The organism is Streptomyces sp. NPDC014864, assembly GCF_043081525.1.
GTDB lineage: Bacteria > Actinomycetota > Actinomycetes > Streptomycetales > Streptomycetaceae > Streptomyces.
The window spans coordinates 95,369-116,184 of the sequence record NZ_JBIBWT010000013.1 but is presented as its reverse complement, the minus strand read 5'-3'; the positions used below and the strand labels follow the sequence as shown (position 1 = coordinate 116,184).

Sequence of the window (20,816 nt, the reverse complement as noted above, 5' to 3'; positions counted from 1 at the left end):
GCCTAGGCGGGAACCGACGCCACGCCCGGAGCCAGGAACCTCTTGCCGTTCACGCGCTCCGAGACGCCCTCGCGGTCCAGGTACGGCGTGATGCCGCCCAGGTGGAAGGGCCAGCCGGCGCCCGTGATCAGGCAGAGGTCGATGTCCTGGGCCTCGGCGACGACGCCCTCGTCGAGCATCAGGCCGATCTCCTGCGCCACCGCGTCCAGGACACGGGCGCGGACCTGCTCCTCCGTCAGGACGGTGTCGCCCTGCTTCAGGAGCGCGGCGACCTCCGGGTCCAGCTCGGGCTTGCCGCTGTCGTAGACGTAGAACCCGCGCTTGCCCGCCTCGACGACCGCCTTCAGGTTCGGGGAGACCGTGAAGCGCTCCGGGAAGGCCCGGTTGAGGGTCTCCGAGACGTGCAGGCCGATCGCCGGCCCGACCAGTTCGAGCAGGACCAGCGGGGACATCGGCAGGCCCAGCGGCTCGATCGCCTTCTCCGCGACCTCGACCGGGGTGCCCTCGTCGATGACGTTCTGGATCTCGCCCATGAAGCGGGTCAGGATGCGGTTCACGACGAACGCCGGGGCGTCCTTGACCAGAACCGCGGTCTTCTTCAGCTTCTTGGCCACACCGAACGCCGTGGCCAGCGAGGCGTCGTCGGTCTGCTCGCCCCGGACGATCTCCAGGAGCGGGAGGACGGCGACCGGGTTGAAGAAGTGGAAGCCGACGACCCGCTCGGGGTGCTTCAGCTTCGAGGCCATCTCCGACACCGACAGGGAGGAGGTGTTGGTGGCGAGGATCGCGTGCGCCGGGGCGACCGCCTCGACCTCCGCGAACACCTTCTGCTTGACGCCCATCTCCTCGAACACGGCCTCGATGACGAAGTCCGCGTCCGCGAAGCCCTCGGCCTTGTCCAGGACACCGGTGACCAGCGCCTTGAGGCGGTTGGCCTTGTCCTGGTTGATCCGGCCCTTGCCGAGCAGCTTGTCGATCTCGGCGTGGACGTAGCCCACACCCTTGTCGATGCGCTCCTGGTCGATGTCCGTCAGCACGACGGGCACCTCGAGGCGGCGCAGGAAGAGCAGGGCCAGCTGCGAGGCCATCAGACCGGCGCCGACGACACCGACCTTGGTGACCGGGCGGGCCAGGCTCTTGTCCGGAGCGCCGGCCGGGCGCTTGCCGCGCTTCTGCACGAGGTTGAACGCGTAGATGCCGGAGCGCAGTTCGCCGCCCATGATGAGGTCGGCGAGGGCCTTGTCCTCGGCGTCGTAACCCTGCTGCAGGTCGCCGTTCTTGGCGGCGGCGATGATGTCCAGGGCGCGGTAGGCGGCCGGGGCCGCGCCGTGCACCTTGCCGTCCGCGATGAAGCGGCCCTTGGCGACGGCCTGGTCCCAGGCCTCGCCGCGGTCGATCACCGGGCGGTCGACGACGATCTCACCCTTGAGAACGGCGGCCGTCCAGATCAGCGACTGCTCCAGGAAGTCGGCGCCCTCGAACAGGGCGTCGGCGATGCCCAGTTCGTAGACCTGCTTGCCCTTGAGCTGCTTGTTCTGGTTGAGCGAGTTCTCGATGACGACCGAGACGGCCCTGTCGGCGCCGATCAGGTTCGGCAGCAGGGTGCAGCCGCCCCAGCCCGGGACCAGGCCCAGGAAGACCTCCGGCAGGGAGAACGCCGGGAGGGCCGCGGACACCGTGCGGTAGGTGCAGTGCAGACCGACCTCGACACCGCCGCCCATCGCCGCGCCGTTGTAGTACGCGAAGGTCGGCACGGCCAGCTTCGACAGCCGCTTGAAGACCTCGTGGCCGCCCTTGCCGATGGCCAGCGCGTCCTCGTGCCGCTTCAGCAGCTCGACGCCCTTGAGGTCGGCGCCGACCGCGAAGATGAACGGCTTGCCGGTGACGCCCGCGCCGACGATCTCGCCGTCCGCGGCCTCCTTCTCGACCTGGTCGATCGCGGTGTTCAGGTTCGCGAGCGACTGCGGGCCGAAGGTGGTCGGCTTGGTGTGGTCGAAGCCGTTGTCCAGGGTGATCAGGGCGAAGCGGCCCGCACCCAGCGGCAGGTCGAAGTGGCGTACGTGCGCCTGCGTGACGACCTCGTCCGGGAACAGCTCGGCCGCGCCCTTCAGGAGTTCAGCGGTGGTGCTCACTTGTCGCCTCCGTCGAAGTGCGGGTTCTCCCAGATGACCGTCGCGCCCATGCCGAAGCCGACGCACATGGTGGTCAGGCCGTAGCGGACCTGCGGCTGCTCCTCGAACTGGCGGGCCAGCTGCGTCATCAGACGGACGCCGGAGGAGGCCAGCGGGTGGCCGAAGGCGATCGCGCCGCCGTACTGGTTGACGCGCTCGTCGTCGTCCGCGATGCCGTAGTGGTCGAGGAAGGCCAGGACCTGGACGGCGAAGGCCTCGTTGATCTCGAACAGGCCGATGTCGGAGATGGACAGCCCTGCCTGCGCGAGGGCCTTCTCCGTCGCCGGGATCGGGCCGTAGCCCATGACCTCCGGCTCCACGCCGGCGAAGGCGTAGGAGACCAGGCGCATCTTGACCGGCAGGCCGTTCTCGCGGGCGAAGTCCTCGGACGCGATGAGCGAGGCGGTGGCGCCGTCGTTCAGACCGGCCGCGTTGCCCGCGGTGACCCGGCCGTGCACGCGGAACGGGGTCTTGAGCCCGGACAGGTTCTCCAGGGTCGTGCCCGGGCGCATCGGCTCGTCGGCGGTGACCAGGCCCCAGCCGGTCTCGCCGGCCTCGGGGGTGGTGCGGCGCACGGAGACCGGCACCAGGTCCTGCTGGATCTTGCCGTTGGCGTACGCCTTGGCGGCCTTCTCCTGCGAGCGCACCGCGTACTCGTCGGCGCGCAGCTTGGTGATCTGCGGGTAGCGGTCGTGCAGGTTCTCCGCCGTCATGCCCATGAACAGGGCGGACTGGTCGACCAGCTTCTCGCTCACGAACCGCGGGTTCGGGTCCACGCCCTCGCCCATCGGGTGGCGGCCCATGTGCTCGACACCGCCCGCGACGGCGACGTCGTACGCGCCGAACGCGATGGAGCCGGAGACGGAGGTGACGGCGGTCAGCGCGCCCGCGCACATGCGGTCGATCGAGTAACCGGGGACCGAGGTGGGCAGGCCCGCGAGGATGCCGGCGGTGCGGCCGAGGGTCAGGCCCTGGTCGCCGATCTGCGTGGTCGCGGCGACGGCGACCTCGTCGATCTTCTTCGGGTCGAGGCCGGGGTGGCGGCGCAGCAGCTCCCGGATCGCCTTCACGACGAGGTCGTCGGCGCGGGTCTCGTGGTAGATGCCCTTCGGGCCCGCCTTGCCGAACGGGGTGCGGACGCCGTCTACGAAGACGACGTCCCTGACGGTACGAGGCACGATGGCTCTCCTCCAGGGTGCGGGATGGCACTGCTGCGACGCGCAGCACTGAGCGCGCGCTCAGGCCCATGCTACTTGTGGGTAACGTAGCTGCCCAGTCCTGCCGGGGGGAGCGGTGAACGTCACACCCGCGCGGGTGGCCCCGACGTCACGGGAGACTCCAGATCCGGGTGGTGCCGTCGGCGCAGGCCACGGCGAGGGATCTCCCGGCCGGGCTGAGCGCCAGCGCCTCGACCTTGCTGGTGGGCCCGCTCGGGGAGGGGCTGACGACCTCACCCGAGGAGAGGTCCCAGACCTGCGCGCTCTCACCGTGGGCGACGGCCAGCCGGGTGCCGTCGTCGCTGAGTGCGAGGAAGCGGGGTGGGGCGGTCAGCCGGAGAAGCCGTCGGAACGCCGGGTGTCCCTGCCGCCGGGTGATGTCCCATCTGGTGACCCGAGCCTCGGCTCCGGCCGGGTCGAAGCGGGTTTCGACCGTGGTCAGCCGCGTTCCCTGGGCGTTCACGGCCATCGCGACAGCGAAGAAGACCCCGGTCAGCGTGGACGTCGTCGTCCCGGCGACAGTGTCCCGGACGGTGATCGACGAGCCCGTCTCCTGCATCGCCACCCATCGTCCGTCCGCGCTGCCGGCACAGGCGTGGCCGCCTTCCCTCCGCATGGGCGCCATGCAGAGCGGTGCGGGCGCGAGGACCGCGGGACCGGTCTCGTCGCCGCTTTCCGTGTCCCAGTACCGCACCCGTCCCTCGTCCTCGGTGACCAGGGACGCGCCGTCCGGGGTGAAGGCCATGCTGCCGACCGAGCCGGTGGGCAGGGTGACCCGGGAGGTGTCCGCGGGCAGCAGGGCGCAGAGCAACGCCAGGAACAGCGCCAGGACCGCCGAACCGCCGAGCGTCCGCCACCGGCGGCGCACCGTGACCCGCGGCATGTCGGCGGGCCGGTCGTTCGCGGTCCCCGAGAGGGTGACCAGCCGCTCCTGCAACCGGGCGTGACGGAACTGGTACGTGCTTCCCACCTGGCGCAGAATCTGCCGGTCACGTGCCTGCTCGAGGAAGGCCATCAGCCGGAAGGGCAGCTTGCGCCGTACCCCGAGGACGAACCGGACGAGACAGAAGCGCGGCCATGCCCGGGTCAGCAGCACCAGCAGGGAGAACGCGGCTCCCACGGACCCGAGGATGACGGCGTCCCACCCGGTGAGGCCGGTCGAGCCGCTGCCGGTGAACGACTGCCAGCCGAGGTCGAGCGCGCTTCCGTAGGGCCGGTACGAGGTTCCGGAGACCGTCCACACCACGATCAGATGGAGCGCCGCCGCGACCAGCAGCAGGGGCAGCAGGGTCACCGCCAGGACGGTTCCGGCCAGCAGGGAGGAGACGAGGGAGGAGGCGCGGTCCTGCCGGAGTCTCGCGCCCGGAGTGGCCCGGGAGGAGCGCTCGGGGGAGCGGTCGACCCAGTTGTGGACGGCCAGCGCCAGGCCCAGGGCGCCGCCTAGGGCGAGCGCCACCCACAGGAAGCCGACGAACGTGTAGACGTTGGCCGCCGACCACCCCTCGGTGTCGGACACGGAGATGGCGACCGCGGCCGCCGCCAGGACGGGCAGAGTGGGAACGGCCGTCAGCAGCATCCCCGTGGCCAGACCGCGGAGCATGTCGCTCCACGGCCCGCGCAGGCGGAAGGAGAGCCGTCCGGGAGGCTGCTGCGGCAGCGCGAACCAGACGATCATCGAGAGCACCGCGAAGGCCGCGCCGACCCCCGCACCGGCACCGAGCGAGTCGGGAAGGCTGTCGCTCCCGGCGAACGAGAAACCGACGGTGGCAGGGACCAACACGAGGAAACCCAGGGCGATGCCGATCCACGGGCCGGTCCACCGCGACAGCATGTGGTCGCTCATCGACCACCAGTTCAGATCCCGCTCCCGCCGGCGGTGAAGGTGACGGGCCAGCTGCGTCAGCCAGTGCCGCGCCTGCTCCGCTCCGTGCGGGTCGAGGTCGGCGTACGCGGTCTCGAGGGTGCGGTCGAGCAGATGGTCCTCCGCGCCGTGGCGGCTGGTGCAGGTCAGGAGGGAGGAGGGCACGCCGGGATCGCCGCGGTGGACGGATCTGGCCAGCGAGAGCATGAGCGGCGTGGACAGTGCCTTCGCCAGCGGCCCACGGGGGTCCGACCCGAGGCGCTCCATGATCGCGGCGATGCCCGCGCTCGGCGGGGACCGATCCGGACCCGGGCCCAGCTGGGCCAGCATCGTGTCCACGCTGAGCGGCTGCACCTCCACGACCGGTGCGCGGCTCAGCACGGGATCCCCGCCCTCGATCACGTCCTGATACTCCGCCGAGCGGCAGGTGACGACGATCCCCTGTCGTTCCCCGGAGCCCTCGTTGATCGCCGACACCGCCCCGCGCCGCGCCTGCTCGGGCATCTCGTCGAGGCCGTCCAGAACGGGCAGCAGCTTCCCCCGCGAGAGCAGCGCGCGGGGGATCTCGCCGTGGCCGTGGAAGTACTCCGCGGCCACGGTGCCGACGATCCAGTCGTCCAGCGGCTCGTCCAGCGGATCCCAGGAGGCGGCGGAGAGCAGGACCGGCACGGGCTCCTGGTCGGTCCGTGATCTCAGCAGCCCCAGGACGAGCATGATCGCCAGCACGGTCTTGCCCGATCCCGGCTCCCCGAGGACCACCAGGCGATCGCTGGGGATCCGCCGGTACCCGCGGGCCAGCAGGAGGGCGGCGCGGTCGAAGTCGCCGTGCAGGCGGCCCTCGAGTTCCGTCAGGCGGTACCGCGCTCCCGGAACGCCCGCCACAGACTCGGCCGTGTCCGCCACGGGGCGGGCGGTCGCCGACCACTCCAGCGGAATGACCGACTCCTGCAGAAGTCCGCGTGCCTCTGCCTCATCCTCCCACTGGTCCAGGACGTCGCGGGCGAGCATCGAGGCGTGGTCGGCGAGGCCGGCCGGCGGCTGGGCCGGCCACATCTCCCTGATCGAGAAGCCCAGAGCGGCCAGGGACGCGGCCAGCCCTGCGGCGGCCGAGGCCCGGCCCGCCAGGGCGCTGCCGTTGAACGCGACCCAGGCGCACAAGGGCGCCGACACGAGGACGAGGGCGCCGAGCAGTACCGCGACCCGGCGCCGATCCTGGAAATATTCTCTGGTGCCCCCCACGGGGCATATTTTCGGCCCGCGGTTCCGGTGCGCGGGTCATCCGGCTGCGGGGTGGCTCGTACGGGCGATTTTCCCGTCCCACGCTTGCCGACTGCGGCCGGCCTCGGTAAAGAGCACGGGTCCGGCCGCTCCGGAGGGCGCGGCGTCAGGCGCCCTTCGCCGTCAGCGCCGCCACCAGCACCGGCGTGACCAGCTCCACCTGCCACGGACGCGCCCCGTGGCCGGTGAGCGCGGCCGCCACCGACTCGGCGTCGACGTCCTTCGGCGGCTCCCAGCACAGGCGCCGCACGGCGTCCGGCGCGACCAGGTTCTCCTGCGGCATGGCGAGCCGCTCGGCCAGCGCCGAGACGCCGGCTCGTGCCGCCGACAGTCGCGCGGCGGCCGCCGGGTCCTTGTCGGCCCAGGCCCGGGGCGGCGGCGGTCCGGTCACCGGCTGGCCCTGCTGGGGAAGCTGGGGGTCGGGCAGGGCGCGGGCGCGCTCCACCGCGGCCTGCCACTGCTCCAGTTGTCTGCGGCCCATGCGATGCCCGAAGCCGTTCAGCGCGGCCAGTGCGTGCGCGTTGGACGGCAGGCCGAGGGCGGCCTCCACGATGGCCGTGTCCGAGAGCACCTTGCCGGGGGAGACGTCCCGGCGCTGGGCGATCCGGTCCCGGGTCTCCCACAGCTCCCGCACCACCGCCAGCTGCCGCCTGCGCCGCACCTTGTGCAGTCCGGACGTACGGCGCCAGGGCTCCTTGCGGGGCTCGGGCGGCGGCGCGGAGGCGATGGCGTCGAACTCCTGCCGTGCCCACTCCAGCTTGCCCTGCCGGTCCAGCTCCTTCTCCAGGGCGTCCCGCAGGTCGACGAGGAGCTCGACGTCGAGGGCCGCGTACCGCAGCCAGGGGTCGGGCAGCGGCCGGGTCGACCAGTCGACGGCGGAGTGGCCCTTCTCCAGGACGAAGCCGAGGACGCCCTCGACCATCGCCCCGAGCCCGACCCTCGGGAACCCGGCGAGCCGGCCGGCCAGCTCGGTGTCGAACAGGCTGGTGGGCACCATGCCTATCTCGCGCAGGCACGGCAGGTCCTGGGTGGCGGCGTGCAGGACCCACTCGACGCCGTCCAGCCGGTCGCCGAGGACCGAGAGGTCCGGGCAGGCGACGGGGTCGATCAGCGCGGTCCCGGAGCCCTCCCGGCGCAGCTGCACCAGGTAGGCGCGCTGGCCGTAGCGGTAGCCGGACGCCCGCTCGGCGTCGACGGCGAGGGGGCCGGAGCCGGAGGCGAACGCGGCGACCACCTCCGCGAGCGTCTCCGCGTCGGCGACGACGGGCGGGATGCCCTCGCGCGGTTCGAGCAATGGGATCGGCGCCCCTGTGTCAGAAGATCCGCCGTCGTCCGGAGGGGCGCCTCCGGTGGTGCGCAGTGGGCTGTCTGCTGCGGTCTTTTGGGCGTCGGTCACCTGTCAAGGGTATCCGTGGATGGACGACGCCCGCCGACGGAACGTTCCGTCGGCGGGCGCCGGGGGGTCGTAAACCGGTCAGGTCGATGACACGTCCGGTTGACGACCGGCAGGGAGGAGGCGGCGGGACCGGCTGTCGGCACCGGTCACGTGGGGGAATCGTCGCGATTCTCGGCCTGATCCGCGAAAAGGGTGACGTGGACGGGATGGATCTTGCTCAGGGGGGTCGTTCCGGTGCCGGGAACCGGCTCCGGTCAGTGGATGATGCCGGTCCGCAGGGCCACCGCCACCATGCCGGCACGGTCGCCCGTGCCGAGCTTGCGGGCGATGCGGGCGAGGTGGCTCTTGACGGTCAGCGCGGACAGGCCCATCGAGACGCCGATCGCCTTGTTCGACTGGCCCTCGGCGACGAGCCGCAGCACCTCGACCTCGCGGCCGGACAGTTCTCGGTAGCCGCCCGGGTGGCTCGGGGCACCCGGGGGGCGGCGGTGCAGCCTGGCCGCGGCCGAACCGATGGGGGCGGCACCGGGCCGGGTGGGGAGCCCGAGGTTGGTGCGGGTGCCGGTGACGACGTAGCCCTTCACTCCGCCCGCGAGGGCGTTGCGGACGGCACCGATGTCGTCGGCGGCGGACAGGGCCAGCCCGTTGGGCCAGCCGGCGGCGCGGGTCTCGGACAGCAGGGTGAGCCCGGACCCGTCGGGCAGGTGGACATCGGCGACACAGATGTCGCGCGGGTTGCCGATGCGGGGGCGGGCCTCCGCGACGGACGACGCCTCGATGACGTCACGGACTCCGAGCGCCCACAGGTGCCGGGTCACGGTGGAACGGACGCGCGGGTCCGCCACGACGACCATGGCGGTCGGCTTGTTCGGGCGGTAGGCGACCAGGCTTGCGGGCTGCTCGAGGAGAACGGACACCAGGCCTCCTGGGGGGGTGGGGGACGGGGCCGGCTTGTGGGGGCGAAGCCGGGACTAACCGTGCTTGCAAGGTCACAGTCGTCTTCGGCACCAAACCCGGTGTCCTTTAGAGAATGATCACGATCTGGTGAGTAACAATCCGTGCAATTCGGACACGCTATCGATCATCCGAAGATCGAATCGGTTCGGACGGGGCCGTTCAGCGTCGATACCCGCCCGAATATGGCCGTATCGACAAAGGGACAGCAAGAAGGCGGTAAGCCTCCCGGGCAGGAGCGCACAGCGATCGGCCGGCCCCGCGTCCGGGACCCGGCGCCGGCCCGGCCGGTGCGGGCGGCCCGGGGGTTCGGCGCGTGGGGCCGAGGGGTGGGTTCAGCGCGACTGCGGACCGCGCCGCTGGGGGAGCGTCACCACCGAGGCGTCGCCCGGCCCGGCCGGCGGCAGCCCCGCGACCTGGGCCAGCAGATCGCACCAGGACGCCAGGTGGGCGGCCGTGTCCGGCGCCCCGCCCAGGCCCTCCCGCGGCGTCCAGGAGGCACGGATCTCGATCTGCGAGGCGGCGGGGCGTGGCGACAGCCCGCCGAAGTAGTGGGAGGAGGCGCGCGTGACGGTGCCGCTCGGCTCCCCGTACGTCAGACCGCGCGCCTGGAGCGCGCCGGTCAGCCACGACCAGCACACGTCCGGCAGCAGCGGATCGACGGCCATCTCCGCCTCCAGCTCCGCGCGCACCAGCGTCACCAGCCGGAACGTGCCCTGCCAGGCCTCGTGCCCGGCCGGGTCGTGCAGCAGCACCAGGCGGCCGTCGGCGAGTTCCTGCTCGCCGTCGACGACCGTGGCTTCCAGGGCGTACGCGAACGGGGCGAGGCGCTTCGGCGCGGGCACCTGCTCGATCTCGACCTGCGGTCGCACCCGCGCCGCCCGCAGCGCGTCGACGGCGGCCCGGAAGGGCAACGGAGCCGACCTGTCCGCATGCTCCTCCTCCTTCGCGTCGTCCATCCCGTCAGCGCCGTCCGACAGTCGTCCCTGTGCCGCAGCCATGCGGGGAAGAGTAAGGGGAACGGGGCTCCGGTGCAGGGCAAGACACCCCGCCGGGGGCGGCGGCAGCGCGATCCCGCACCTCGCACGAAGTGCACTTCCGGCCGTGCGAGACTTGCCACCGTGAGTGCCAACGAGACCCCCGCGGGCGGGCCGCAGCCGCAGCCGCCGACAGCCACCTACGACTCCGCCTTCCTCCGGGCGTGCCGGCGCGAGCCCGTGCCGCACACACCGGTGTGGTTCATGCGGCAGGCCGGGCGCTCCCTCCCCGAGTACCGCAAGGTGCGCGAGGGCATCCCGATGCTCGAGTCCTGCATGCGGCCCGAGCTGGTCACCGAGATCACCCTCCAGCCGGTCCGCCGGCACGGCGTGGACGCGGCGATCTACTTCAGCGACATCGTCGTGCCCCTGAAGGCCATCGGCGTCGACCTCGACATCAAGCCGGGCGTCGGCCCCGTCGTCGAGCGCCCGATCCGCTCCCGTGCCGACCTGGACCGGCTCCGCGACCTCACCCCCGAGGACGTCTCCTACGTCGCCGAGGCGATCGGCCTGCTCACCCGCGAGCTCGGCGCCACCCCGCTGATCGGCTTCGCGGGGGCGCCGTTCACCCTCGCGAGCTATCTCGTGGAGGGTGGACCGTCCCGCAACCACGAGCACACCAAGGCGCTCATGTACGGCGACCCGCGGCTGTGGTCCGACCTGCTCGACCGCCTCGCCGACATCACGGCCGCCTTCCTCAAGGTGCAGATCGAGGCGGGCGCTAGCGCCGTGCAGCTCTTCGACTCCTGGGTCGGCGCCCTGGCCCCCGCCGACTACCGCCGCTCGGTCGTGCCGGCCTCCCGCAAGGTCTTCGAGGCCGTCGCCGGGTACGGCGTCCCGCGCATCCACTTCGGCGTCGGCACCGGTGAACTGCTCGGCCTCATGGGCGAGGCGGGCGCGGACGTGGTCGGCGTCGACTGGCGCGTCCCGCTCGACGAGGCCGCCCGCCGCGTCGGCCCGGGCAAGGCGCTCCAGGGCAACCTCGACCCGGCGGTCCTGTTCGCCGGCCCGGAGGCGGTCGAGACCAAGACCCGCGAGGTGCTGGACGCGGCCGCGGGCCTGGAGGGCCACGTCTTCAACCTGGGCCACGGCGTCCTGCCCACCACCGAGCCGGACGCGCTCACCCGTCTCGTCGAGTACGTCCACACGCAGACCGCGCGCTGAGCGCGGCGCTCACCACGTGTGCCGGGGCCGGGCCTGCCTGCCGAAGAGCAGGCGGCGCGGTTCCGGCGGGGGCGGTGTGCCGGGGCGCAGCGGCAGCGCGATCAGCATGCCGACGAGGAAGCCGACGACGTGTGCCGCGTACGCCACGGCGCCCGTGCCGGACACCCCCTCCCCGGACGAGTACAGCGCCTGCAGCACGAACCAGAAGCCGAGCACCAGCCAGGCCGGCAGCCGCAGCGGCAGGAAGATCAGGAAAGGCACCAGGACCCACACCCGGACCCTGGGATACAGCACCAGATAGGCGCCGAGCACACCCGCGATCGCTCCCGAGGCCCCGATCAGCGGGGTGGCGGAGTCGGCGTTGAGCAGCGCGAAGCCGTACCCGGCCGCATAGCCGCAGGCGACGTAGAAGAGGAAGAACCGCACATGCCCCATGCGGTCCTCGATGTTGTTGCCGAAGATGTACAGGAACAGCATGTTCCCCAGCAGGTGCAGCCAGCCGCCGTGCAGGAACATCGCCGTGAACACCGACAGCGGCGGGGACTTGTCGTAGCCCGGCGGACCCAGCACGCAGCCCGGCCCGTGCGCGCCCACCCCGACCGCGCCGGTCGGCACCAGCGACGGCAGCTGATGGTGGATCAACTCGCGGGGCACGGCGGCGAAGTGGTCCGTGAACGCCTGCAGATGGCACAACTGGGACAGGGAGCTGTCGCCCGCCACGGACCCGGCCAGGCCGGGCATGAACAGGAACACGGCGACGTTCGCGGCGAGGAGGGCGTACGTCACCCAGGGGGTACGGCGCACCGGGTTCAGGTCGTGCACGGGTATGACCACATGTGAGTAGTGCCCGCCATTCGCCCGGCGAATCGATGAACGCGGCCCGCCGGCCGTCCGTATGTCTCGGCGGCGGCACGGGGATGCGGGCCGCGGGGACGACGTGAGGATCAGGCGATGAACGACCGAGTTACTCCTCCGATGCACGCCCTGCCGGACGGCGAGGCGGAGATCTCGCTGGTGGTGCGGCTGCCGTGGGAGGACGTGGCCCGACTGGGCCAGGAGGCCGGGCGGCTGGCCGCGCAGATGCAGCGGCCGGTGACGCTCGACGAGGCCGTCAGCAACCGGCTGCGGTCCACCCGGCCGGCCGCGGCGCACGCGAAGCCGGCCGGGGAGCAGCCCGCCGCGGTGACGTCCTCCAGCGCGTCGGTGGCGTCGCTGCCGCGGCTCAACGGGACGGCCTAGATGTGCCGTCCCGGGAGGGCGTTGCGGATCCCCGCGTCCCGGCGGGATCCGGAAGAGAGTCCCTAGCGGTCCCGCACCTTCGCGGCCGCCCTCCTCGCCGCCACCAGGACCGGGTCCCACACCGGTGAGAACGGGGGCGCGTACCCCAGGTCCAGCGCCGTCATCTGTTCCACCGTCAGCCCGGCCGTGAGGGCGACCGCGGCGATGTCGACCCGCTTCGCCGCGCCCTCGCGACCGACGATCTGGACACCGAGCAGGCGGCCGGTGCGGTGCTCGGCGAGCATCTTGACCGTCATGGGGGAGGTGCCGGGGTAGTAGCCCGCGCGGCTCGTCGACTCGATGGTGACGGTCTCGAACCGCAGCCCCACCCGGCGGGCGTCCTTCTCGCGCAGCCCGGTGCGCGCGATCTCCAGGTCGCACACCTTGCTGACCGCGGTGCCGACCACGCCCGGGAAGGTGGCGTAACCGCCGCCGATGTTGGTGCCGATGACCAGGCCGTGCTTGTTGGCGTGCGTGCCCAGCGGGACGTGCCGCGTCTGCCCGGAGACCAGGTCCAGGACCTCGACGCAGTCGCCGCCGGCCCAGATGTTCTCGTGCCCGCGCACCCGCATCGCCCGGTCGGTGAGCAGGCCGCCGTGCGCGCCGAGCGGGAGCCCCGCCGTCCGCGCGAGGGCCGTCTCGGGGCGGACGCCGATGCCGAGCACCACGACGTCCGCCGGGTACTCGGCCTCGGCGGTGGCCACCGCCCGGACCCGGCCGTCGTCCCCGGTGAGCATCTCGGTCACCTCGGTGTCGTCGACCATGGTGATGCCGAGCCCCTCCATGGCCTGGCGCACCAGGCGGCCCATGTCCGCGTCGAGCGTCGACATGGGTTCCCGGCCGCGGTTGACGACCGTCACCTCGTAACCGCGTTTGATGAGGGCCTCGGCCATCTCCACGCCGATGTAGCCCGCGCCGACCACCACCGCGCGCCCGGGACGGGCCGCTCCGGCGTGGTCGCGCACGCGGGTCAGGGTGCCGAGCAGTGCCTCGCCGTCGTCCAGCGTCTGCACCCCGTGCACGCCGGGCGCGCCGGCGCCGGGCAGGTCGGGCCGGACGGGACGGGCGCCGGTGGCGATCACCAGATCGTCGTACGACGTCCAGGACTCGGCCCCGGAATCGAGGTCCCGCGCGCGGACGCGGCCCCGGGCGACGTCGATCTCCGTGACCTCGGTGCGCAGACGCACGTCGATGCCCCGCGCGCGGTGCTCCTCGGGCGTGCGGGCGATCAGCCGGTCCCGTTCGCCGACGTCGCCGCTCACCCAGTACGGGATGCCGCACGCCGAGAACGAGGTGAAGCGGCCGCGTTCGAACGTCACGATCTCCAGCTCGTCGGGCCCGCGCGTCCGCCGTGCCTGCGACGCCGCGGACATCCCCGCGGCGTCGGCCCCGACGACGACCAGTCGCTCTCTCGTTCCCCGCGCACCGCTCATGCTCATGCGAACACGCTACGGCCACGCGGGACTTCAGGGGCGCCGACCCTGCTCCCCGCCAGGTCGTGGCGCCGGCGGGGCCGCCGGCAGCGGTCCGGCCGCGGACGGTGCGGGAGCCGGCGCGGCTGCGGGGCGGCGGGCCCGCCGGGGCCGTACGAACCGCACCCACACCACGGCGAACAGCGCCGCCGTCGCGGCGAACGGGAGCACCGCGCCGAGCGCCAGGGCGATCCAGCGGACCACGGTGACGAAGACGTGCCAGCCGCCCCTCACCGCGTCCACGAAGCCCGGGCCGTCGTCCCCGGCGGCCCGGGTCACCGGGGTCTCCGACAGCGACAGGGTGATGGTGGCCAGGCTCGTGCGGTCCTTCAGGGCGGCCTGCTGGGCCAGCAGCGCCTCCAGATCGGACTCGCGGCGGCTCAGCTCGCCCTCCAGCGTGACCACGTCACCGATCTTGTCGGCCCGGTCCATCAGGGCCCGTACCCGGGCCACGCTGGCGCGCTGCGACCTGATGCGGCTCTCGACGTCGACGACCCGGTCGGTGACGTCCTTCGCCTTCGCCGTGCGCTCCAGGAGCCTGCCGGTGCCCGCCAGGTCGGTGAGGACCTCGTCGTACCGGTCGGTGGGCACGCGCAGCACGACCCGGGTGCGTTCGTGGCCGCCGTCGTCCCTGCTGGTGCTCTCGTCGCCGATGTAGCCCCCCGCCTCCTCGGCGGTCGCGCGGGCCGCGTCGAGCGCCTTCGGAACGTCCCGGACCTGCACGGTGAGGGAGGCGGTGCGGATGATGTGGCTCGCGGTGATCCGGGGCGCCGCGGTGCCCTGCGGGCCCGCCTTCGCGCCGGAGGCCGCACCCCCGTCCGCCGCGCTCCCCTCCGCCGCGCCCCGTCGGGCCTCGCCCGCGGCGGCGGGCTTGTCGTCGGAGCCGCCGCCCGCGGCGCATCCGGTGAGCGTGAGCGCGGTCGCGAGCAGCAGCCCGGACAGGGCGTGAACGGGTCGGACGGAACGTCGTACGAGCATGTGGACCTACCCCCGGGGGATCTCCTGACGACTGACGCTCCTTCGACGCCCGGCCCGCGCGGAACGTTGGCCAAAAATGATCCCGATGCGGTCACGGTCGGGACTCGTGCCGGACACCGGGGCACGGCGGGGGGTGTCAGAGGGGTCTGAGAGAGTGGGGCCATGAGCGCAACGGGTGCGGAATCGGGGCATGTCGTCGTCATCGGGGCCGGGATCGCGGGGCTGGCGGCCGCGCACCGGCTGCTGGAGCGCGGGGCGCGGGTGACCGTGCTGGAGGCGGCGGACCGGGTCGGTGGCAAGCTGCTGCCCGGCGAGATCGCGGGCGTGCGGGTGGACCTCGGCGCCGAGTCGATGCTGGCCCGCCGGCCCGAGGCGGTCGGCCTCGCCCGCGAGGTGGGCCTCGGCGACCGGCTGCGGCCGCCGGCCACCGCGACCGCCTCGATCTGGACCCGCGGCGCGCTGCGCCCCATGCCCAAGGGACACGTCATGGGCGTCCCGGGCACCTCCGCCGCCCTGGCCGGCCTGCTGTCCGAGGAGGGACTGGCCCGCATCGAGCGCGACGCGGAGCTGCCCCGCACCGAGATCGGCGACGACGTGGCCGTCGGGGAGTACGTGGCGGCGCGCCTGGGCCGCGAGGTCGTCGACCGGCTGGTCGAGCCGTTGCTCGGCGGGGTCTACGCGGGCGACGCCTACCGCATCTCGATGCGTTCGGCCGTCCCCCAGCTCTTCGAGGCGGCCCGCGCGCACGCCTCACTGACGGAGGCGGTGCGCGAGATCCAGGCGAAGGCCGCCGCCGCGGGCCAGACCGGCCCGGTGTTCCTGGGCATCGAGGGGGGTGTGGGCCGGCTCCCGCTCGCCGTGGCGGAGTCGGTGCGGGCCCGCGGCGGCGAGATCCTCACCGGCACCCCGGTGACGGAGCTGCGCAGGGAGGGGCCGACGGGCTGGCGGGTGGTCGCCGGGGACCGGGCGCTGCACGCCGACGCCGTCGTGGTCGCCGTGCCCGCGCCCGCGGCCGCCGGGCTGCTGGCCGCCGAGTCCCCCGAGGCCGCCGCGGAGCTGCGGGCCGTGGAGTACGCGTCCATGGCACTGGTCACCCTGGCCTACCGCCGCGGCGACACCGCCCTGCCGGAGGGCAGCGGCTTCCTGGTGCCGCCCGTCGACGGGCACACCGTCAAGGCCTCCACCTTCGCCTCCGCCAAGTGGGGCTGGATCGCCGACCAGGACCCGGACACGGTGGTGCTGCGCACCTCGGTCGGGCGGTACGGCGAGACGGAGATCCTCCGGCGGGAGGACGCCGACCTCGTCGAGGTCTCCCGGCACGACCTGCGCGAGGCCACCGGCCTGGACGCCACCCCGCTGGAGACCCGGGTCACCCGCTGGGACGACGGCCTGCCGCAGTACCCGGTCGGCCACCACGCGCGCGTGGCCCGCATCCGCGGGCACGTCGCCGGGCTCCCCGGCCTGGCGGTGTGCGGGGCGCAGTACGACGGCGTCGGCATCCCCGCGTGCGTGGCGAGCGCGTACGCGGCGGTGGACCAGCTCGGCGGCGACCTGGGCGCTGTGCAGGAACTCACCGCCCACCCGGTGCAGAGCCTGCACGGCGGAGCGGGAGAATAGCCCCATGAGTGACGACGCCTCCACCACCGAGTCCGGCAGGATCCCGAACAAGGGCAAGCTGGCCAAGGACCTCAACGAGGTCATCCGCTACACCCTGTGGTCGGTCTTCAAGCTGAAGGACGCGCTCCCCGCCGACCGCGCCGGTTACGCCGACGAGGTCCAGGAGCTGTTCGACCAGCTCGCCGCCAAGGACGTGACGGTCCGCGGCACCTACGACGTCTCGGGCCTGCGGGCCGACGCGGACGTCATGATCTGGTGGCACGCCGAGACCAGCGACCAGCTCCAGGAGGCGTACAACCTCTTCCGCCGCACGAAGCTGGGCCGCGCCCTGGAGCCGGTCTGGTCGAACATGGCGCTGCACCGCCCCGCCGAGTTCAACCGCTCGCACATCCCGGCGTTCCTCGCCGACGAGACGCCGCGCAACTACATCAGCGTCTACCCCTTCGTGCGCTCCTACGACTGGTACCTGCTGCCCGACGAGGACCGCCGCCGGATGCTCGCCGACCACGGCAAGATGGCCCGTGGCTACCCGGACGTGCGCGCCAACACGGTCGCGTCCTTCTCCCTCGGCGACTACGAGTGGATCCTCGCCTTCGAGGCCGACGAGCTGTACCGGATCGTCGACCTCATGCGTCACCTGCGCGGCTCGGAGGCCCGTATGCACGTGCGCGAGGAGGTCCCGTTCTTCACCGGGCGCCGCAAGGACGTCCCGGAGCTGGTCGCGGGTCTCGTCTGACTCCCGCCGGCCGGCCCCGGGCCGGGACCGGTCACCCCCGGGCGGCAAGCCGCCCGGCTCTCCCCCTGGGGGGCTCGCGCCGGCTCTTCCGCTCGGCGGCGGCCCGCGGCTTCGCCGCCCGGGGCTCCGGATGCGGCGCGCAGGCCGCGCGCCGCACCGGAAGGCGCCCCTCCAGCAGGTAGGCCTCCAGGTGCGCGTTCACGCAGGCGTTCGACCCGCCCGCGAGGCCGTGGGTGCCCGCGTCCCGCTCGGTCACCAGCACCGAGCCCGCCAGCCGCCGATGGAGTTCGAGGGCGCCGTCGTACGGCGTCGCCGCGTCCCGCTCGGCGGCCAGGATCAGCGTCGGCGGCAGCTCACCGGGCCCTGTCCGCACGTCCAGCGGCCGCTGCCGGGGCGCCGGCCAGTAGGCGCACGGCAGGTTCGTCCACACGTTGTCCCAGGTCTCGAACGGCGCCACCCGCGCGAGCCGCGTGTTGTCCCGGTCCCACACCCGGAAGTCCGTCGGCCAGGGCGCGTCGTTGCACTCCACGGCCGTGTAGACCGCCGCCCCGTTCTCGGCCTCGACGGCCCCCTCCTTCACCGGCGCGGCCAGGGCGACCAGCGGCTTCGGGTCGCCCTTGAGATACGCCGACAGCGCCCCGGCGCTCCGCGGCCAGTAGTCGTCGTAGTACCCGGCGCTCAGGAACGCCCCCTGCAACTGCCCCGGCCCCACCGCGCCCCCCGCCGGTTTCGCGGCCAGCCGCGCCCGCGCCCGTTCGTAGCTGCGCAGCACCGCCTCGGCCGTGCGGCCCAGCCCGTACACGGCGTCGTGCCGGGCCACCCACTCCCGGAAGTCCGCCCAGCGGCCCTCGAACGCGGCCGACTGGCCGAGGTTGTTGCGGTACCAGACCCGCGCGGGATCGGGGTTCACCGCCGAGTCGAACACCATCCGGCGCACGTGCGAGGGGAACAGCGTCGCGTAGAGGGCGCCGAAGTAGGTGCCGTAGGAGGCACCCATGAACGTCACCCGGTCCTCGCCGAGCGCCGCCCGCAGGACGTCCAGGTCACGGGCGTTGTTGAGGGAGGTGTAGTACCGCAGAGCGGAGCCGGCGCGCCTGCCGCAGCCCCGCGCGTAGGCCCTGGCCTCGGCGACGTGCTGCTTCTTGTACGCCGCCGAGGGGTGCGCCGGCGCGGCCGACGGCCCCTTGAAGTGGCTCTTGGGGTCCTCGCAGGACAGCGGTGCCGACCGGCCCACCCCGCGCGGGTCGTACCCGACGAGGTCGTACGCGGAGGCGATCCGCTTCCACTCCGGCAGCAGCCCGATCAGCGGGAAGAGCAGGCCGGAGCCGCCCGGCCCGCCGGGGTTGTAGACCAGGGCGCCCTGGCGGGGCACCTTGCGCTTGCTGTTGCGCGGGTCCTTGTGGGTGGCCCGCACCCGGCTGACGGTGAGCCGGATCTGCCGGCCGCCGGGGCGCGCGTAGTCGAGGGGCACCGAGACCGTGCCGCACTCCATGGTGCGGGGCGCGTCCGGCACGCCGGCGCACCTGCCGAAGTGGACGCCCGCCGCCCGGGCGCGCGCCGCGGCCGCCGCCGTGCCGCCCAGCTCGGACGCCGCCGTGCCGTGCAGGGCCGCCGCCCCCGTCCGTGGTGCCGCCGTCGTGCCGCCGGTGCCGACGGCCGGCACGGCGGCCAGGGCGGTCAGGACCAAGGACCCGGCGGCCGTGCAGACGGTGGCAGCTCTCATCACGTATCCCTTCGGCGCACGACGGCAACAGAAGGGATATTTCGTACGCCCCCGGAGAAAGGCAAGCACCGGCCGCCCGGTGTCGGGCCAATGCGCCCGATGCGCCCCGTGCGGGTCCCGCACTCCGCGGTGTCCGCCGGGTCCCGCCGTTCGCGCGGCCCGTCAGTCGTGCCAGGGCTGGTCGCGGTGCGCGAGGGCCGCCCGCAGCTCCGGCTCGCCGATCGCGCGGATGCCGCGTACGGCGACCGAGGCCAGATACGAGCGGTCGTCACCGCCGCCGGTCATCCGCCGGGGCAGCGCGCCCAGCAGCCGCTGCCCGGCCGGGGAGGCCCACGGCGAGTACGGGTGGATCTCCACCCGGGCGATGGCGAGACAGCTCAGGGCGAGCGCGAGGGGCAGCGCGAACCAGAGGGCGACCAGGTCGCGCGGCATCCCGGTCGGGCCGGGCATCAGCAGCGCGGTCACGCCCAGCGCGAGGACCACCAGCGCGGCGGCCCGCACCTGGCGGACCCCGGCCGCGACCGTCGTCCGCGCCCCGTCCGGCACGGCCAGGCCCGCGCGGACCAGCCGGTCGGCGAGGCCGCGGACCGCGTCGGCGGCGGCCGTGGCAGCCCGCACCGGCGCGATCCGGGACTGCCCCTCCGGCCCGATCGCGCCGATGACCGACCGCTCCATCTCGTCCCGGCCGCGCGGGTCGACGACCGTCGCCCAGCCGGTGTGCGCGAGCAGCAGCCGGCGCTGGCGCGCCATGGAGACCAGGGTCACGTCGGCGACCCGGGCGGGGCCGCCCGACAGGAACGCCGCCTCGTAGAGCGTCAGATCGTGTCCCCGGGCCGCGTCCATGTCGACGGCCGCCGCGCGCACGGCGGCCAGGCACAGGCGCGTGCACGCCGCACCGGCGACGGCCCAGGCCAGCAGCAGGAGGAGGACCCAGAACATGACGCGTTTCTATGCCAGGGGCCTGAGAAACGCCATGCCTTGTTCACCATACGGACGCAGTGTGGCCGAGATGTGACGTTCCGTTGGTCCTGCGAGGCCGGGGCCGGGTCATGGGGTCCGCGGGGGCGGGCTGGAGGCGGCCGGCGGGAGCGAGTAGGCCGGGGACGCCGGCGGGGTCAGCGGAACGACCTCGCCGGCGCCGACGGTGGGGACGGGCGTGCCGGAGGGAGCGCCGGGAGAGGGGCCGGTGCTCGCGGCCAGGTCCCTGGCCAGCGCGGTGAAGTCGACGAACCCGGTGGCCTCCAGCACCCGGATGTGGTCCAGCACCGTCGTGTTCGCGTCGTCGGCGAGGGCGCGCACGAGCGTGTTCTGCGTGCTCGCCCGGACCTGCGCGACCAGCGAGAACACCCTGCCGTGCGCGAGGCGCGCGATGTTGGCGAACCGGCGGTCGAACTCCCCTCCCCGCGCCGCGCCGAGGATGGCGAGCCACTGCTTCTGCTGCGCGGTGGGCTCGTTGGGCAGGCCCAGCCCGAGCCTGGCGGCGACGTCTCGCACCCGACCGTCCAGGAACACGTGCCCCGCCACGAGGTGCCGCCCCGCCGTCCGTACCGCCCTGGTGGTGCCCTTTCGCTGGGCCTGCCGCCCCGCGGGCAGTTCCCACAGGCCCGCCAGCCGCACCTTGGTGACGAAGTCGCGGTCGAGGGCGGACAGCGGCCCGTACGGTGTCGCCACCGTCCCGGCGCTGAGCACGTCGGCGGACGCGGTGGCCGGGCGGTGGGCGTAGGACCAGAGCGGGAAGAGCAGCGCCACGAGGGTGGCGGCGAGCGCCGAGAGGATGATCCCGGTACCGCTGAACACGCCTCTGCCCCTGACGGGGGGTCGCGGTCGCATGGTGCCTCCTGTTACGGCACCGCACGTCAGTGCGTTTCGGGACGGGGGAGTTGGCATATTACTGCGCGGAGCGAGGCGGTCGTCGCGGGGGACGAAGCGGTGCG

Annotated in this window: 16 protein-coding genes; 4 read left to right on the top strand and 12 right to left on the bottom strand. The window is 73.5% G+C overall.

Features of this window, described 5'->3' with window-relative positions; genetic code table 11:
- Nucleotides 1-2: 2 nt before the first annotated feature.
- The 6 genes from ACF1A5_RS23405 to ACF1A5_RS23380 form a co-directional block, all read right to left on the bottom strand.
- A complete protein-coding gene (locus tag ACF1A5_RS23405) occupies nt 3-2,132 on the bottom strand; it encodes a 3-hydroxyacyl-CoA dehydrogenase NAD-binding domain-containing protein (protein WP_392194805.1) in 2,130 nt (709 codons plus the stop codon).
- Complete coding sequence (locus ACF1A5_RS23400) at nt 2,129-3,349, bottom strand: thiolase family protein (protein ID WP_392194804.1); 1,221 nt, start codon at nt 3,347-3,349, stop codon at nt 2,129-2,131. Before ACF1A5_RS23400 ends, ACF1A5_RS23405 begins: the two co-directional genes overlap by 4 nt.
- Nucleotides 3,350-3,497: 148 nt before the next feature.
- The gene (locus ACF1A5_RS23395) at nt 3,498-6,488 is read right to left on the bottom strand and encodes a hypothetical protein (protein WP_392194803.1); all 2,991 of its coding nucleotides are present in this window, start codon (nt 6,486-6,488) and stop codon (nt 3,498-3,500) included.
- A gap of 145 nt (nt 6,489-6,633) precedes the next feature.
- Nucleotides 6,634-7,923, bottom strand: a complete 1,290-nt coding sequence (locus ACF1A5_RS23390) for a ribonuclease D (RefSeq protein WP_392194802.1) — start codon at nt 7,921-7,923, stop codon at nt 6,634-6,636.
- A gap of 254 nt (nt 7,924-8,177) precedes the next feature.
- A complete protein-coding gene (locus ACF1A5_RS23385; RefSeq protein ID WP_356184276.1) occupies nt 8,178-8,840 on the bottom strand; it encodes a response regulator transcription factor in 663 nt (220 codons plus the stop codon).
- Nucleotides 8,841-9,212: 372 nt separating this feature from the next.
- Nucleotides 9,213-9,878 carry a DUF3000 domain-containing protein gene (locus ACF1A5_RS23380; protein ID WP_392194801.1) on the bottom strand — a complete coding sequence of 222 codons (666 nt, stop codon included), beginning with the start codon at nt 9,876-9,878 and terminating at the stop codon, nt 9,213-9,215.
- A gap of 120 nt (nt 9,879-9,998) precedes the next feature.
- Between ACF1A5_RS23380 and hemE the strand changes: the two genes are divergently transcribed.
- A complete protein-coding gene (gene hemE, locus ACF1A5_RS23375) occupies nt 9,999-11,078 on the top strand; it encodes a uroporphyrinogen decarboxylase (protein ID WP_392194800.1) in 1,080 nt (359 codons plus the stop codon).
- 9 nt (nt 11,079-11,087) lie between these two features.
- On the opposite strand, the gene ACF1A5_RS23370 is transcribed toward hemE, so the two are convergent.
- Nucleotides 11,088-11,912, bottom strand: coding sequence for a rhomboid family intramembrane serine protease (locus tag ACF1A5_RS23370; RefSeq protein WP_392194799.1), 825 nt, complete (start codon nt 11,910-11,912; stop codon nt 11,088-11,090).
- 117 nt (nt 11,913-12,029) lie between these two features.
- Here ACF1A5_RS23370 and ACF1A5_RS23365 point away from each other — a divergent pair, with 117 nt between their 5' ends.
- On the top strand, nt 12,030-12,317 hold the full coding sequence (locus ACF1A5_RS23365) for a hypothetical protein (protein WP_392194798.1): 288 nt from the start codon (nt 12,030-12,032) through the stop codon (nt 12,315-12,317).
- Between the two features lie 62 nt (nt 12,318-12,379).
- Here the strand turns inward: ACF1A5_RS23365 and ACF1A5_RS23360 are convergent, their stop codons facing one another.
- Together ACF1A5_RS23360 and ACF1A5_RS23355 are read right to left on the bottom strand one after the other, a co-directional pair.
- A complete protein-coding gene (locus ACF1A5_RS23360; protein ID WP_392194797.1) occupies nt 12,380-13,795 on the bottom strand; it encodes an FAD-dependent oxidoreductase in 1,416 nt (471 codons plus the stop codon).
- Between the two features lie 27 nt (nt 13,796-13,822).
- Nucleotides 13,823-14,806, bottom strand: coding sequence for a DUF4349 domain-containing protein (locus ACF1A5_RS23355; protein ID WP_392194796.1), 984 nt, complete (start codon nt 14,804-14,806; stop codon nt 13,823-13,825).
- Between the two features lie 162 nt (nt 14,807-14,968).
- On the opposite strand from ACF1A5_RS23355, the gene hemG reads away from it, so the two are divergent.
- Together hemG and hemQ are read left to right on the top strand one after the other, a co-directional pair.
- On the top strand, nt 14,969-16,423 hold the full coding sequence (gene hemG, locus ACF1A5_RS23350; RefSeq protein WP_392194795.1) for a protoporphyrinogen oxidase: 1,455 nt from the start codon (nt 14,969-14,971) through the stop codon (nt 16,421-16,423).
- 4 nt (nt 16,424-16,427) lie between these two features.
- Nucleotides 16,428-17,159 carry a hydrogen peroxide-dependent heme synthase gene (gene hemQ / locus ACF1A5_RS23345; RefSeq protein ID WP_392194794.1) on the top strand — a complete coding sequence of 244 codons (732 nt, stop codon included), beginning with the start codon at nt 16,428-16,430 and terminating at the stop codon, nt 17,157-17,159.
- Between the two features lie 31 nt (nt 17,160-17,190).
- On the opposite strand, the gene ACF1A5_RS23340 is transcribed toward hemQ, so the two are convergent.
- From ACF1A5_RS23340 to ACF1A5_RS23330, 3 genes are all read right to left on the bottom strand, one after another.
- Nucleotides 17,191-18,882 carry an alpha/beta hydrolase gene (locus tag ACF1A5_RS23340; RefSeq protein WP_392194793.1) on the bottom strand — a complete coding sequence of 564 codons (1,692 nt, stop codon included), beginning with the start codon at nt 18,880-18,882 and terminating at the stop codon, nt 17,191-17,193.
- Nucleotides 18,883-19,044: 162 nt separating this feature from the next.
- Nucleotides 19,045-19,821 (bottom strand): TIGR04222 domain-containing membrane protein, encoded by a 777-nt coding sequence (locus ACF1A5_RS23335; protein WP_392194792.1) that lies wholly within the window; start codon nt 19,819-19,821, stop codon nt 19,045-19,047.
- A 108-nt stretch (nt 19,822-19,929) separates the two neighbouring features.
- Nucleotides 19,930-20,712 carry a DUF4142 domain-containing protein gene (locus ACF1A5_RS23330; protein ID WP_392194791.1) on the bottom strand — a complete coding sequence of 261 codons (783 nt, stop codon included), beginning with the start codon at nt 20,710-20,712 and terminating at the stop codon, nt 19,930-19,932.
- Between the last annotated feature and the right edge of the window lie 104 nt (nt 20,713-20,816).

What these genes read in the sequence shown, in the direction of transcription:
- hemQ (WP_392194794.1), top strand. Translation starts at nt 16,428, where the DNA reads ATGAGTGACGACGCCTCCACCACCGAGTCCGGCAGGATCCCGAACAAG.
- ACF1A5_RS23380 (WP_392194801.1), bottom strand. Translation starts at nt 9,878, where the DNA reads ATGGCTGCGGCACAGGGACGACTGTCGGACGGCGCTGACGGGATGGAC.
- ACF1A5_RS23355 (WP_392194796.1), bottom strand. Translation starts at nt 14,806, where the DNA reads ATGCTCGTACGACGTTCCGTCCGACCCGTTCACGCCCTGTCCGGGCTG.
- ACF1A5_RS23360 (WP_392194797.1), bottom strand. Translation starts at nt 13,795, where the DNA reads ATGAGCATGAGCGGTGCGCGGGGAACGAGAGAGCGACTGGTCGTCGTC.
- hemG (WP_392194795.1), top strand. Translation starts at nt 14,969, where the DNA reads ATGAGCGCAACGGGTGCGGAATCGGGGCATGTCGTCGTCATCGGGGCC.
- ACF1A5_RS23365 (WP_392194798.1), top strand. Translation starts at nt 12,030, where the DNA reads ATGAACGACCGAGTTACTCCTCCGATGCACGCCCTGCCGGACGGCGAG.
- ACF1A5_RS23335 (WP_392194792.1), bottom strand. Translation starts at nt 19,821, where the DNA reads ATGTTCTGGGTCCTCCTCCTGCTGCTGGCCTGGGCCGTCGCCGGTGCG.
- ACF1A5_RS23340 (WP_392194793.1), bottom strand. Translation starts at nt 18,882, where the DNA reads ATGAGAGCTGCCACCGTCTGCACGGCCGCCGGGTCCTTGGTCCTGACC.
- ACF1A5_RS23330 (WP_392194791.1), bottom strand. Translation starts at nt 20,712, where the DNA reads ATGCGACCGCGACCCCCCGTCAGGGGCAGAGGCGTGTTCAGCGGTACC.